The 14,559-nt window shown below is 28.0% G+C and carries 14 protein-coding genes; 12 read left to right on the forward strand and 2 right to left on the reverse strand.

Going from position 1 to position 14,559, the window contains the following annotated elements:
- Window positions 1-45: 45 nt before the first annotated feature.
- The 6 genes from BN6774_RS08560 (at window position 46) to thiI (ending at window position 8,017) form a co-directional block, all read left to right on the forward strand.
- The gene (locus BN6774_RS08560; RefSeq protein ID WP_066892612.1) at window positions 46-2,595 is read left to right on the forward strand and encodes a calcium-translocating P-type ATPase, SERCA-type; all 2,550 of its coding nucleotides are present in this window, start codon (window positions 46-48) and stop codon (window positions 2,593-2,595) included.
- Between the two features lie 173 nt (window positions 2,596-2,768).
- Entirely contained in the window at window positions 2,769-4,235 is a 1,467-nt protein-coding gene (gene thrC / locus BN6774_RS08565) for a threonine synthase (protein WP_066892616.1), read from the forward strand.
- A complete protein-coding gene (thrB, locus tag BN6774_RS08570) occupies window positions 4,228-5,166 on the forward strand; it encodes a homoserine kinase (RefSeq protein ID WP_066892619.1) in 939 nt (312 codons plus the stop codon). The genes thrC and thrB overlap by 8 nt, the downstream gene beginning before the upstream one ends.
- On the forward strand, window positions 5,123-5,560 hold the full coding sequence (locus BN6774_RS08575; RefSeq protein ID WP_066892622.1) for an ACT domain-containing protein: 438 nt from the start codon (window positions 5,123-5,125) through the stop codon (window positions 5,558-5,560). The genes thrB and BN6774_RS08575 overlap by 44 nt, the downstream gene beginning before the upstream one ends.
- A 160-nt stretch (window positions 5,561-5,720) precedes the next feature.
- Entirely contained in the window at window positions 5,721-6,866 is a 1,146-nt protein-coding gene (locus BN6774_RS08580) for a cysteine desulfurase family protein (protein ID WP_066892625.1), read from the forward strand.
- Window positions 6,863-8,017 carry a tRNA uracil 4-sulfurtransferase ThiI gene (gene thiI / locus BN6774_RS08585; RefSeq protein ID WP_066892628.1) on the forward strand — a complete coding sequence of 385 codons (1,155 nt, stop codon included), beginning with the start codon at window positions 6,863-6,865 and terminating at the stop codon, window positions 8,015-8,017. Before BN6774_RS08580 ends, thiI begins: the two co-directional genes overlap by 4 nt.
- 105 nt (window positions 8,018-8,122) lie before the next feature.
- On the opposite strand, the gene BN6774_RS08590 is transcribed toward thiI, so the two are convergent.
- A complete protein-coding gene (locus BN6774_RS08590; RefSeq protein ID WP_066892631.1) occupies window positions 8,123-8,539 on the reverse strand; it encodes a hypothetical protein in 417 nt (138 codons plus the stop codon).
- Between the two features lie 103 nt (window positions 8,540-8,642).
- The gene (locus BN6774_RS08595) at window positions 8,643-9,164 is read right to left on the reverse strand and encodes a ferritin family protein (RefSeq protein WP_066892634.1); all 522 of its coding nucleotides are present in this window, start codon (window positions 9,162-9,164) and stop codon (window positions 8,643-8,645) included.
- A 100-nt stretch (window positions 9,165-9,264) separates the two neighbouring features.
- On the opposite strand from BN6774_RS08595, the gene BN6774_RS08600 reads away from it, so the two are divergent.
- From BN6774_RS08600 to BN6774_RS08625, 6 genes are all read left to right on the forward strand, one after another.
- Entirely contained in the window at window positions 9,265-9,540 is a 276-nt protein-coding gene (locus BN6774_RS08600; protein ID WP_066892636.1) for a hypothetical protein, read from the forward strand.
- Window positions 9,541-9,796: 256 nt separating this feature from the next.
- Window positions 9,797-10,471, forward strand: a complete 675-nt coding sequence (locus BN6774_RS08605; protein WP_066892639.1) for a hypothetical protein — start codon at window positions 9,797-9,799, stop codon at window positions 10,469-10,471.
- A gap of 174 nt (window positions 10,472-10,645) precedes the next feature.
- Complete coding sequence (locus BN6774_RS08610; protein WP_066892642.1) at window positions 10,646-11,596, forward strand: DUF4003 family protein; 951 nt, start codon at window positions 10,646-10,648, stop codon at window positions 11,594-11,596.
- Between the two features lie 10 nt (window positions 11,597-11,606).
- Entirely contained in the window at window positions 11,607-12,653 is a 1,047-nt protein-coding gene (locus BN6774_RS08615; RefSeq protein ID WP_066892645.1) for a DNA polymerase IV, read from the forward strand.
- Between the two features lie 72 nt (window positions 12,654-12,725).
- Entirely contained in the window at window positions 12,726-13,400 is a 675-nt protein-coding gene (gene deoC / locus BN6774_RS08620) for a deoxyribose-phosphate aldolase (RefSeq protein ID WP_066892648.1), read from the forward strand.
- 120 nt (window positions 13,401-13,520) lie between these two features.
- Window positions 13,521-14,474 carry a calcium/sodium antiporter gene (locus tag BN6774_RS08625; RefSeq protein ID WP_066892652.1) on the forward strand — a complete coding sequence of 318 codons (954 nt, stop codon included), beginning with the start codon at window positions 13,521-13,523 and terminating at the stop codon, window positions 14,472-14,474.
- The last annotated feature ends 85 nt before the right edge of the window (window positions 14,475-14,559 follow it).

The following is a 14,559-nucleotide window of genomic DNA, read 5'->3' on the forward strand; positions in this document are numbered from 1 at the left end:
TTTACTAAATATAATATATAGAAACTATTATAAGGAGGACAACCGGTGATACAGGAACGAGAAATATCTAGGGGACTAACTACAAAGGAAGCAGAGAAAAGGCAAAGAAACTATGGATTAAATGAAATATCTCATAAGAAAAAAACATCACCTATAATAATATTTTTATCTCAATTTAATGATTTTATAGTTTGGGTACTAATAGCAGCTACTGTTATATCGGGTTTAATGGGTGATACTGCTGATGCTATAACAATACTTATAATAGTAGTTGTAAATGCTATTATGGGTTTTGTTCAAGAGTATAGGACAGAAAAATCTCTTGAGGCATTAAAGGAGCTTGCAGCACCTACTTGTAAAGTTATTAGAGATGGTGTTTTAAAGGTAATAAATTCAGTAGAAATTACTATGGGTGATTTAGTTATTTTAGAAGCAGGAGATAGAATTCCAGCTGATGGTACTTTTATTGAAGCATCAGGCGTAATGATAGATGAGTCTCTTTTAACAGGAGAATCAGTTGGAGTTTCAAAAGATTCTAAAAAAGGAAAAAACCAAGGATATATGGGAACTACTATATTAAAAGGAAGAGGTATTTTACTTATAGATGGTATTGGAATGAATACTGAAATGGGGAAAATAGCAAATCTTTTAGATAATATTGAAGAAGAAAAATCTCCATTAAGAGAAAGATTAGATTCACTAGGAAAGATTCTAGTAGCACTATGCCTAGTTATATGTGGAGTTGTAACTGTATTAGGAATACTTAGAGGTAATGAAATTACAGAAATGTTTTTACTAGGAGTTTCTTTAGCAGTAGCAGCTATACCAGAAGGTTTAGCAGCTATAGTAACAGTTGCTTTAGCACTAGGTGTGTCTAGAATGTTAAAGAAAAATGCTTTAGTAAGAAAGTTACCAGCAGTAGAAACTTTAGGTTGTACGTCAGTAATTTGTTCAGATAAAACAGGAACATTAACTCAAAATAAAATGACTGTAAAAGAAATATATTTAAATGGACGAATTTATAACTTAGATAAAGATGAATTAAAAAGTCATTCAACTTTAATAAAGGCTTTTGTTTACTGTAATGATTGTAATTATGATTTCAATGTTAAAAACATAGATAAAGCTCTGTATGGTGATCCAACAGAAACAGCTTTAGTAAAGGCTTTTTTTAATGATACAAATTTATTAAAAGCCTTTGTTTCAAATTCTAATAGAATATTTGATATCCCTTTTGATTCTAATAGAAAAATGATGAGTGTAATAGTTAGAGAGGGTTCTAAGGAAGTTTGCTATATGAAGGGGGCTCCAGAAAGGGTAATAGAGAAATGTACCCACATATTGGAAAATGGAACTATTAAGCCATTAACATCTCAAAAGAAGAGACAAGTTGCTTCATATATAGAAGCTATGTCTAACAGGGCCCTAAGGTGTATTGCAGCTGCTTATAAAGAAACAGGACTAGTAAAAAGTGATGACTTAGAAAGAGATTTAATATTTTTAGGTGTTGCAGGAAGTATAGATCCACCTAGGGTAGAAGTTAGAGATGCTGTATTAAAGTGTAAGCTCGCTGGTATTCAACCAGTTATGATTACAGGAGATCATAAGAATACAGCTCTTGCAATAGCTAAATCAATTAATATATGTAATACAGACGACCAAGCGGTAACTGGAGAAGAGATAGAAAGGATGAGTGAGGAAGAGCTATTTAAAAAAGTTAATGATATTAGAGTTTTTGCAAGAGTTTCGCCTCATCATAAACTAAGAATAGTTAAAGCTTTTAAAAGGCAAAACAATATAGTTGCAATGACTGGAGATGGAGTAAATGATGCTCCAGCAATTAAGGAAGCTGATATTGGAATTGCTATGGGAATATCAGGAACAGATGTAACTAAAGAAGCAGCTTCTATGGTACTAATGGATGATAATTTTGCAACTATAGTTTCAGCAGTAGAAGAGGGAAGAATAATATATGATAATATTAGAAAGTTTATAAGGTATTTATTATCTTGTAATCTAGGTGAAGTATTAACAATGTTTTTAGCTTCAATTTTCTATTTACCAAATCCTTTAACTCCAATACAAATATTATTTGTTAATTTAGCTACTGATGGACTACCTGCCATAGCTCTTGGTGTAGATCCACCAGACAAGGATATAATGATGCATAAACCAAGAGAAAAAGGAGAAAGTATATTTGCTAGAGGACTATGGAGCAAGATATTAATAAGAGGATGTTTAATTGGAATTTGTACATTACTTTCCTTTATGACAGGAAGGCTTTATGGCATGGATTTAGCAACATGTAGAACATTAGCTTTAATTACATTAGTTATGTCACAATTATTACATGTTTTTGAATGTAGATCAGAAAGACATTCTATTTTTGAAATTAAGGTATTTACAAATCCATATTTAGTTGCAGCTGTATTAGTTTCTATAATAATGGTATGTTCAATTTTATATGTTCCTTTTTTAGCAGATGTATTTAATACTGTGGCATTAAATATTGGTCAATGGGGGATAGTATTATTTTATTCTGGTGTAATATTCTTAATAAATAGCGTATATTTATTTATAAAAACTAAGAAGTAATTAGGATATATTACAATAAAAACTTTTATAAATTTGAGTCTAAAGGGGCTGTTTTTAACAGTCCCTTTAATAATAAAAAATATTTTTGTATCTAAAATAAAAACACTTGTACATATAAGGAAAACATGTTAATATAAATAAAAAGATAATAAACCGAAGTTTGGGGTGATTTTATGAGGTTTATTAGTACTAGGGGAGGAGAACAAGATATATCTTCTTCCAAGGCAATTATAAATGGAATATCTAAAGATGGGGGGTTATATGTTCCAAGGAATTTTCCAAATATATTTAAAGATTTTAAAGATAAGACAAGCTTAACTTATGAAGAAATTGCATTTAAGGTTATAAAAGAATATTTTACAGATTTTAATGATGAAGAGATTAAACTTGCAATAAACGGGGCGTATGAAAAAAGGTTTAAAGTAGAGTTGAAAAATAATTTCTTAGAATTATATCATGGACCTACGTCAGCTTTCAAAGATGCAGCATTATTGTTTCTTCCTCAAATCATGGGATTAGCTAAGAAGAAACTTAACTTAGATGAAGAAATAGTGATTTTAGCAGCTACATCAGGAGATACAGGTAAAGCGGCCTTAGAAGGCTTTAAAGATATAGATGGATTTAGGGTAATGGTATATTATCCTAAAGATGGGGTAAGTCCAGTACAAGAAATGCAGATGTTAACTCAGGAAGGAAATAATTTAAGAGTAGTAGGAATTAGGGGTAATTTCGATGATGCTCAAAGAGGCGTAAAAGATATTTTTGGGGATAATGAGTTTAAGGAAAAGTTAATTCAAAATAAATTCTTACTTTCTTCTGCAAACTCAATTAATATTGGAAGGTTAATACCACAAATTGTTTATTATTTTTATGGGTACCTTCAATTAGTAAATAAGCAAAAAATAAAATTTGGGGATAAAATAAATGTAGTAGTTCCTACTGGAAATTTTGGGAATATACTTGCTTCATATTATGCAAAGGAAATGGGGCTTCCTATTGCTAAGTTTATATGTGCATCTAATGAAAATAACGTACTTTCTGACTTTTTCAAAAAAGGTATATATGACAAAAGAAGGGAACTTATATTAACAGAATCACCTTCTATGGATATATTGGTTTCTTCTAATTTAGAAAGACTATTATTTGAAGCAAGTGGTAGGGACTGCAATGAAATAAAAAACTTAATGAAAGATTTAAGTGAAAATGGCATCTATAAAGTAAATGAAAAAATTATAAATGGATTAAAGGATTTTTACGGAAATTATGCTACAAGTGAAGAGGTTTATAAGGCAATAAGCGATGTATATAATAAAGAGGGCTACTTAATAGATACTCATACAGCAGTAGCTTATGCTGTATTAAATAAATATATAAGTGAAACTAGGGATGAAACACCATATTTAATTGCTTCAACTGCAAGCCCATACAAATTTCCTAGAAGTATTTTAGGGGCATTAGGACTAGAACTTAGTGGTATTGATGATTTTGAAGTAATTGAAAAGTTATATAATTTTTCAAAAGTAAAAGTTCCTTTTAATTTAAAAGGGTTAAATAATAAAGAGGTAATTCATAATTTTATTTGTGAATGCAATGAATTAAAAAAACCACTTTTAGATTTTTTAGGTATAATCAATGATTAAAGTAAGAGTACCAGCAACTTCAGCTAATATGGGGCCAGGATTTGATACGTTAGGAATAGCCTTTAATCTATATAATATATTTGAATTCTCTGAAATTGAAAATGGAGTTGAATTTGAAGGATTCAAAGAAGAATTTTCTAATAAAGATAATATTGTATATAAATCTATGATGATTTGCTTTAATAAGTGTAATTATATACCTAGGGGATTAAAGATAAAATTAGTTGAAGAAAACATTCCAATGTCAAGGGGACTTGGATCTAGTTCTACCTGTATAGTAGCAGGACTTTTAGGAGCAAATTATATAATGGGGAATATATTAAGCTTAGAAGACCTTTTTAAAATTGGTGTTGAAATTGAAGGACATCCAGATAATATAGCACCTGCCTTTTTTGGTGGAATGGTTGTATCTGTAATTGAAGAAAAGGATGTAATATATAATAAAATAGATGTAAAAGAAGGAATTAATTTTGTTGCAATAATTCCTGATTTCGAATTATCGACTTCCTTAGCAAGAAAAGTATTACCAACGGAAGTGGCTTTTAAAGATGCAGTTTATAATATAAGTAGAGCATCATTAATGATTTCAGCTTTTTCAAATGGAAGATATGAACTACTTAAATATGCTTGTAGGGACTCATTACATGAAAAGTATAGAAGTCCTCTAATAAAAAATTATAATTTAGTTTATAATAAATGTATATCCAGTGGAGCCTTAAGTTGTTTTTTAAGTGGGGCAGGGCCAACAATTATGGCTATTATAAAAAATGACCATGAGGAGATTGTGGGAAATATAAAAAAATTTTTAAAAGATGAGCATATAAATTGGAATGTTAAAGAGCTTTCTATAGATAATGTGGGGGCTAAGTCATATAAAGGTGGTACAAATGAAAGGGAATTTTTTAATTGTAGACAAAAGAGCTTTGCCTGATGTTTATGAAAAAGTAGTTGATGCTAAAAGACTTCTTAAAGAAGGAAAGGTTAAGGATGTTACTGAAGCAGCTAAAACAGTTAATATAAGTAGAAGTGTATATTATAAATATAAAGATACTGTATTTGAGCTTGTAGAAACTGACCAAGGACAAAAGGTAACTATAAATATGATGATAAATGATAATAAAGGTGTACTTTCTGGAATATTAAATTATATTTCAGAAGAGGGTGGTAGCATAATTACTATAAACCAAGGTATACCAATGAATAAAAAAGCTAATGTTAGTTTAACTATTAATATATCATCTATAAGTGGAGATTTAACTACATTAATGGATGGATTGTCCAAATTAAGAGATGTAGAAAAAGTTGAATTTGTGGCTATGGAATAAAAATTCCTTAAAATATTTTATATCACGCAAAAAAAGGGCTATTTTATGAATAGTCTTTTTTTTATGAACTAAGTTTAAAGAGAAATATCTTTATTTATTTTTAGAAATTTGATATATTAATTTTAAACCTATTGTAAAATACTAAAGGGAGGGATAAACTTTGGAAATTTATTTTGACAATAGTGCAACAACAAAACCATATAAAGAAGTTATAGAAGAAACGGCAAAAGCAATGGAGGAATATTTCGGTAATCCATCATCTCTCCATAAAATAGGAATAAAGGCTGAAAAGAAAATAACTGAAGCAAGAGAGTTTATAGGTAGAAGTATAAATGCATCAAAGGAAGAAATATATTTTACTTCAGGTGGAAGTGAAGGTAATAATTTAATAATTAAGGGATTAGTAAAACCAGGACATCATATTATTACAACAAGCTTTGAGCATCATTCAGTTTTAATGCCATATGAGGAACTTGAAAGGAATGGAGTTCGTGTTACATATTTAAAATTAAATAAGGATGGAAAAATATCCTTAGAGGAATTAGAAAAGGCTATTTCTAAAGATACGGTATTAGTTACAATAATGCATGTAAATAATGAAATGGGATCAATTCAAGATATTGAAGAAATAGGTAGAATTATTAAGAAAAATAGCTCTAGAGCAAGATTCCATGTTGACGCAGTACAATCTTATGGAAAGTTAAATATAGATGTAAAGAAAATGAATATAGATATGTTAACAGCTGCTGGGCATAAAATTCATGGACCTAAGGGTGTAGGCTTTACTTTTATTAAAAAAGGTATAGTATTAAATCCTTTAATAAATGCAGGAAGTCAAGAAAGTGGAATAAGAGGTGGTACTCATAATGTCCCTGGAATTGTAGGATTGCATAAAGCAGCTGAATTAACTATGGAAAATAGTAAGGCTAGCTTTGAATATGTAAAATCTATTAAAGAATATATGATAAAGAGATTAGGTGAAATAAATAATATAAGAATAAATAGTCCTTTAAGAGATGATTTTACTCCTTATATACTAAATGTTTCATTTATCGGAGTTAGGGCTGAGGTATTACTTCACTTATTAGAAGAAAATAATATTTATGTAGCAACAGGATCTGCATGTACTTCTAAAACAAGTGCATCTCAAGGAAGTTATGTTGTTAAAGCTTTAGGGTTAAACAATCAAGAAGTGGAAAGTGCCATAAGATTTTCATTTTCTAAATTTAACACTAAAGAAGAGGTAGATAAGGTTATAGAAGTACTGAAAAGTTCATTAACATTTTTAAGGAGAGTTAAAAGATGAATAAATTAATATTAGTAAAATATGCATCAGAAATTTTTTTAAAGGGCTTAAATAGAAATAAGTTTGAAAAAAAATTAAGAGATAATATAAAAAAGAAGTTAAAGGGATTAGAATATTCTTTAATTTCAGATCAAGGAAGATACTTTATAAAGGCGAATGATATAGAAGAGGCTGCGGAAAGAGTAAGAAAAGTTTTTGGAGTTTCAGAAGTTTGTATAGTAACGGAAGTACCAAGAGATATGCAAGCTATTAAAGAAGAAGCTTTAAGAAAGGTTAAAGAAGCTAATCCTAAGAATTTTAAAATCGAAACAAATAGAGCAAATAAATCTTTTCCTAAAAACTCTTTAGAAACTTCTAAAGAAGTTGGAGCGTTTGTTGTGTACAATATGAATGGATTAGAAGTTAAAGTTAAAAATCCAGAGTGCTTAGTAAATATTGAAATAAGAGAAAGTGCATACATATATACTACTAAAGACAAGATTAAAGGTGTTGGTGGACTTCCATATGGAATTAATGGTAGTACAATGCTAATGTTATCTGGTGGTATAGATTCTCCAGTTGCAGGGTATTTAATGGCTAGAAGAGGTGTTGAATTACATTGTGTATATTATCATAGTCATCCATATACTTCTGAAAGAGCAAAGGATAAGGTTAAAGATTTAGCTAAGATATTATCAAATTACACAGAAAAGGTAAACTTACATATAGTACCTTTTACAGAAATTCAAATGGCTATAATTAATGGTTGTAGAGAAGATGAATTAACTATAATAATGAGAAGATTTATGATGAGAGTAGCTTGTGCACTAGCTGAGAAGTACGGAATTCAATCTGTAGCAACAGGGGAAAGTATAGGTCAAGTTGCAAGTCAAACTATGGAAGGTTTAATGGTAAGTAATGATTGTGCAGATAGACCAGTATTTAGACCTTTAATAGCTATGGATAAAACTGATATCATGGATATAGCTAGAGAAATTGAAACATACGAAACATCAATATTACCATATGAAGATTGTTGTACAATATTTGTTCCAAAACATCCAAAAACTAAACCAAGAGTAGATATGATAAGAAAATCTGAAGAAGTTTTAAATATTGATGAATTAGTTAACAAGGCTATTGAAGAAACAGAAGTTGTAGTATTTAATTAATAAGGTTAAAATAATATAAATTAAAGAAGGTTGCTTAAGGCAACCTTCTTTTGTAAAAATAAAATAGGAATTTAGATTAAATCTAAATTCCTATATAAAAAATTACTATCTTGCTCTCATTTTTGTGGCTTGTTGTCTTGCTTTCTTTAATTGATTATGATCAAATGGGTGTAAGTCTTTTTTAGTTGTTAAGTTAGCTATATTAGAAATAGTAATTACTTCTGAATCAGCTTTGCCTTTTTCGCCTTCAATTCCCATTATAATAACTTTGTGTCCTTGTTTAACATCAATAAAAGTAGGCTTTTTAAACCATTTTCTAACCTTATATTGAGTTTTAACTACACCTTTACCCATATCTGGCTTAATTAAAATATGAGCTGTTAATTTTCTTATAATTCCTAATATGTTCTTTTCTTCTATTTTTACAGATAAAACAGTACCAGCTGTGCTAGTCATTCTATCCCCATACTTTTCCATATATGCATCTGTAAAATATTTACTCATTTTATCTTTGAAACCCATAATTAAAACTCCTTTATATCTATGAAATATTGTATATAAACAATTATAATATCAAGGTCATTATAACATAATTAAAGTATTAATAAAACAAAAAAATAAATATTTATTTATCGATTTCATTTTTATATATTTGTTTTAAAATTTTTATATGAATTTCCTCATCTAAGATAATTCTGTTTAGTATAGTAATTATATTTTCATCATCAATTACTTTAGCAATTTTTCTATACTCTTTAATTATTTTCTCTTCAGCTTTAATATTGTTTATTAACATACTTTTTAATGAAGTATCTTCATTTATGAAATTTACATTCCAATTATAGCTTTTCTTTTTTCTTTCTAAAGAAAAGTTTGGTTGCTCTCCTAAAGCTATTAATAATTCTCCTAAAATATTTAAATGTTCAAGTTCTACTTTTGACATTTTTTCAAATATATCTTTTAAGTAAGAATTTGTTAAAAATTTTTGGTAAATATATTGATTTGCTAGTGTTAATTCTGAATATAGACCACAATAACATTTTTTTAACATTTTTGCATAATCTACATTTTTCTCTCTAACTTCTATATTAGGATAGGGTAATTTAATTGAACAACTTTCATTGCTGTCAATATAATCCCTCTTCATAGTATATCCTCCTTATAAAATATTTATTATTATAATATATATAAATAATATTATGTTGGTGATATAATTTTAATTATTAATTTTAGAAAGGAAGATAATATTGAATATAGTATTTAATGAAGAAACAAAGATAGCATTATTAGAAAAAATAAAAAATAGTGAATTAAAGAATATAAGAATAAAGGTTGCTGCAGTGGGATGTGGTAAGCCAGCATATGATCTTTATACTGATTATGTGTCAGAGGAAGACTCCGAAGTTAGTATAAATGGAGTGAATTTTGTAATAGCTAGAAAAGATGAAAGATTATGTGATAATATAGAAATAAAATATAACAAAGAAATTTATAATAATGGTTTTTATATAAGGAGTATATAAGATTCTATAACAGAAGTAAAATTAGAGAATATGCTATGAAGCCTTAAGAGAAAAAAATTATGGTAGTATTTAAAGATAAAGTACTACCATAATTTTTTCATAATATTAAGGGGATACTGATTAAGGTATCCTTTTTTATTCTTAACGAGTTTATATATTTTTATACAATAATAATAAAATTTATTTTAGGAGAACAATAAATAATTTAAACATATTATGTACTATCCATACTTTTAGATAAAAGGAGAAGATACAAATGAAAATATGTTTAAAAAAAGTTAGAAACATGTGTTCTTGCAATGAATACAATTTAATTATTTGTTGTGATGGATGTATAGGAAGAGAAATTAGAAGAAATTTACCAAAGTGTATATGTGGTGACGGAATAAAAATTAACATTATAGTTACTGGATGTGATGGAGTTTTACAAGCTCCAGCTTTACCATGTAATAACTTAATTGCTATTTCTAGTCCAATTAAAGTTATAAGAAGAAATCCTTGTTGTTCAGAGAAGAATGAGAAATGCTGCAGTGATTACAACATGGATGATTTTAAATTTGGCATAGAAGAATTAAATGAAAACTGTAATTTGGTAGATAGTTTTATTCCGGAAACATTTGCTCCACAAGAATTTGCAATAATAGTAAGATCTTTTAGCCCAGCTATATCACAATTTCTTTGTCAGTTCCCACAAATGTATATAACTGATTGTGATAACACTGTAAAATTAATTATTATTTTTGATAAAAATGGAAGTGTTTTTGCTACACAAAATAACTGTGGATGCGGATTTGGATGCGGAGGATTCGGTGGTTGTAGTTGTGGAGGATTTGGTGGTAGTTGTGGATGCGGAGGATTCGGTGGTGGCTGTGGATTTGGATGCGGCGGCCTATTTGGATTAGCAGCTTTAGCATTATTATTCTGTTGTTAGTATTTAAATAAACAAAGGATAAAGTTTAAGTGCCAAGATAAGTTTTACTTACCTTGGCTACTTTAATGTTTATTTTATAAATTGTTATTATTTTGTTATGAAAATGACACAGTATTTATAGTATAATAAACTTGGGGAATTTAATATGCTTAAGTAAAGCGAGGGAGTATTAATATGGATAAACTTCTCAGAGACAGAATTAATTTGACAATTGAAAATTATAGAAAAGCGAAAATAGATTTAAGAAATGATGGAGATTTAATTAATCATTTTGCATCTTTAGTTTATTCTCACTATGAAAAAGAAATACCTTTTGAAAAGGTAAAAGGTATTAGAAAATATATTAAGTCTACATCATCTAGGGTATCTCCCTTTAGAGGAGATATACTTTACATCCTTTCTCTTTTAATAGCCTTAGAAGAAGAAAATGAGAAAGAATTAATTAGTGATATATATGAAGTAGAGGAAGTTTTAAAATCAGAAGGTTTTAATGAGTGTGATTATCTAGTACTAACTTCATTTGTTTTAGCTAAATATGGTAAGGATAAAGATAAAGAAAAAATAGCTGAAAAAATGAAAGCTGTATTTATTTTACTTAAAGAAAAATATTATAATATAACAGGTGAAGATGATTATTTAGTTTGTGCATTATGGGCATTAAATGATATTGATATAAAGACAATAGACGAATTTATTGAAACTATATATAATTATATGACTAATTTAAATATAAAATCTAAAAATGGAATTCAAAGCTTAACAAATGCCATAATGTTAAATGGCTCTTCTGGCCATATGTATAAAACTATTGAATTTATTTTACAGTTAGAAAAAAGAGAAATAAAGCTTGCACAACAATTTCTTCCTCTTTTAGGTGTACTATCTAATAGAGATACAAGAAAAAGTGTAGATTTAATTGAAGGTGTAATAGACATGCTATGCGATGAAGAAAGCGAATATGAATATTATATGGATAAGGGCTTTAGAACTATTATTGCAATAACGATAATATCCTTTACAACAATAAATGAAAAAAGAAACTATATTGATGAATTACTAGCACAGGGAGTATATTGTTTTATAAAGTCTAAAAATAAAGGAATGTTTGCGGAAGCCTTAGCCTAAAGGAGTTAATATGGAAAGGTTAATATTACATGTAGATATGGATGCCTTTTTTGCATCAGTAGAGCAACTTGATAATAAATCACTTAGAGGAAAACCAGTTATAGTAGGTGGGGTAAGTGAAAGAGGGGTTGTATCAACATGTTCTTATGAGGCTAGAAAATATGGTATACATTCTGCTATGCCTATATTTATTGCTAGAAAATTGTGCCCTCATGGAATATATTTAAGAACTAGAATGATTAGATATAAAGAAATATCTAGGAAGATATTTAATATATTAAGGGATGTAACTCCAATAATAGAACCTCTTTCTATTGATGAGGCATATTTAGATATAACGTATAGTAGATTTAAGGATGGACTTGAAGCTGCAAATTATATAAAATATCGTGTGTTAAAAGAAATAGGATTAACTATTTCAATTGGAATTTCTTACAATAAATTTTTAGCAAAGTTAGCATCTGATTGGAATAAGCCAAATGGAATTAAGATAATAACTAAGGATATGATGCCAAAGATTCTTTTGCCATTTCCAATTTCTAAAATTTATGGATTAGGAAAAAAGTCAGTTGAAAGATTAAACAATATAGGTATATTTACTGTAAAAGACTTATATGAAATGCCAAAGGACTTTTATATAGAGTATTTAGGAAAGTATGGTTTAGAGATATATGATAGAATTAGAGGAATAGATAATAGGGAAGTTGAGGTTGAAAGAGATAGAAAATCCTATGGCAGAGAAAGAACATTAAAAATTGATACAAGTGATAAAGAAGAACTTCTAGAGTATCTAAAAGATTTTTCTAAAGAAATAAGTAATCAATTAATAAAATTAAATATAGAAGGAAAGACTATAACGGTTAAATACAAAACAGAAAGTTTCCAAAGCCATACTAGAAGTAAAACGTTAAATTTTTATACAAATAATTTTAATGAAATATATAAAGTTTGCAATGAAATAATAAATAATGAAGAAATTAATGAAAATATTAGATTAATTGGTGTAACTGTGTCATCCTTTAAGGAAAATTCAATAGAGCAATTAACTTTATTTTAAAATGTCTTTAAATATTATCAAATTTACTATATAATGAGAGTGTTTAAAATACTATATAGGAGGAGATCTTTTATGAATAAAAAAGATTTAGCTAGAATGATTGATCATACTAGTTTAAAGCCGGAGGCTACTGAAAAGGAAATTGAAAAGCTATGTAAGGAAGCATTAGAATATAATTTTGCATCAGTTTGTGTTAATCCTGCAATGGTTGAAAAGGCTCATAGTATATTAAGAGGAAGCAATGTAAAGGTTTGTACTGTGATAGGATTTCCTTTAGGAGCTACTACAACTGAAGTTAAAGCCTTTGAAACAGAAGATGTTATTAAAAAAGGTGCAACTGAAGTTGATATGGTTATAAATGTTGGGAAGCTTAAAGAAGGAAATCTAGAATACATTAAAAAAGACATAGAAGCTGTTGTAAATGCTGCAAAGGGAAAGGCCTTAACAAAGGTTATAATAGAAACTTGTCTTTTAACAGATGAAGAAAAAATAACTGCTTGTAAGTTATCAAAGGAAGCAGGTGCAGATTTTGTTAAAACATCTACAGGATTTAGCACAGGTGGAGCTACTGCAAGTGATATAAAACTAATGAGAGAAACTGTAGGTGATGAACTTGGAGTTAAGGCTTCAGGTGGAGTTAGAACTTTAGAAGATGCAATGACTATGATTGAAAATGGAGCTAATAGAATAGGAGCTTCAGCATCCGTAGCAATTTGTGAAGGAAAAGAAAGTAATTCTACTTATTAAGATTTTTACAAGGTAATCTTTTTTAGATTACCTTATTTTATGTATTTAAAGATATGAATAAAAAATTAGATATAGTTAAAATTATAAAAAAGAATAGTAACTAAAGATAAAGGAGAAAAAATGAGTTATTTAATATTAATAATAGGTTTTATCTTACTTATTAAAGGAGCAGATATATTTGTTGAAGGAGCATCAAATATTGCTAAAAAATTTGGAATTCCACCTATTGTTGTTGGGTTAACCATAGTTTCAATTGGAACAAGTGCACCAGAACTTGCAGTTAGTTTGATAGCTTCTTTTGAAGGAAATAATGGCATAACTATAGGAAATGTACTAGGATCTAATATTTTTAACACTTTAATGGTATTAGGAGTTACGTCCATAATTACACCAATATTAATTAAAAAAAGCACAATGCTTAAGGATTATATAGTAAATATAGTTGTTACTATTTCTTTATTTATGTTAACCTTCGGGAGAATTTTATTTAATAAAGAAGTAGGTTTAAGTAGATTATCAGGGATTATTTTAATATTAGGTTGTGTAGTTTATACATTATATTTAATAAAAACTGCTAAATCTGAAGGCGAAGATAATGAAACCAATAATAATATAAAAATTTTAGCCTCAATAATTAAAATAATAGTTGGAATAGCAGGAATAATTTTAGGTGGAAATTTAGTAGTTAATTCCGCTTCTAATATAGCTTATTCCTTTGGATTAAGTGATAAGTTAGTTGGTTTAACTATTGTGGCTATAGGTACATCTTTACCAGAACTAGTTACATCTATAATAGCAGCTATTAAGGGAGAAAATGATATAGCAATAGGAAATGTCCTTGGTTCTAATATATTTAATATATTATTAATTTTAGGTGTTTCTTCAAGTATTAATCCTATTCTAATTTCAGCATCTTTATTAGCGGATATATTATTTTTAATAGTTGTATCGTTAATTCTTGGAGTATTTATGTTCAAAGGGAAAAAGGATAAGTTAGCATTAGGAAAAATAGAAGGATTAACTTTAGTAATACTTTATATTGGATATATGGGATATATAATATTTAGAAATTAGCTTGGTAATTAAAACATTGATATAGTTTTTAATCCATATAATGAACATTTTTTATAACATTAAAATCTTTTAAAAACAAATAATA

This window comes from Clostridium nigeriense, assembly GCF_900086595.1.
Classification (GTDB): Bacteria; Bacillota; Clostridia; order Clostridiales; family Clostridiaceae; genus Clostridium; species Clostridium nigeriense.

Bases quoted from the DNA above. Each gene is read 5' to 3' on its own strand.
- thrB (WP_066892619.1), top strand. From the start codon at position 4,228: ATGATTAAAGTAAGAGTACCAGCAACTTCAGCTAATATGGGGCCAGGA.
- BN6774_RS08595 (WP_066892634.1), bottom strand. From the start codon at position 9,164: ATGAAGAGGGATTATATTGACAGCAATGAAAGTTGTTCAATTAAATTA.
- BN6774_RS08590 (WP_066892631.1), bottom strand. From the start codon at position 8,539: ATGGGTTTCAAAGATAAAATGAGTAAATATTTTACAGATGCATATATG.
- deoC (WP_066892648.1), top strand. From the start codon at position 12,726: ATGAATAAAAAAGATTTAGCTAGAATGATTGATCATACTAGTTTAAAG.
- BN6774_RS08610 (WP_066892642.1), top strand. From the start codon at position 10,646: ATGGATAAACTTCTCAGAGACAGAATTAATTTGACAATTGAAAATTAT.
- BN6774_RS08625 (WP_066892652.1), top strand. From the start codon at position 13,521: ATGAGTTATTTAATATTAATAATAGGTTTTATCTTACTTATTAAAGGA.
- BN6774_RS08605 (WP_066892639.1), top strand. From the start codon at position 9,797: ATGAAAATATGTTTAAAAAAAGTTAGAAACATGTGTTCTTGCAATGAA.
- thiI (WP_066892628.1), top strand. From the start codon at position 6,863: ATGAATAAATTAATATTAGTAAAATATGCATCAGAAATTTTTTTAAAG.
- thrC (WP_066892616.1), top strand. From the start codon at position 2,769: ATGAGGTTTATTAGTACTAGGGGAGGAGAACAAGATATATCTTCTTCC.
- BN6774_RS08575 (WP_066892622.1), top strand. From the start codon at position 5,123: ATGAAAGGGAATTTTTTAATTGTAGACAAAAGAGCTTTGCCTGATGTT.
- BN6774_RS08615 (WP_066892645.1), top strand. From the start codon at position 11,607: ATGGAAAGGTTAATATTACATGTAGATATGGATGCCTTTTTTGCATCA.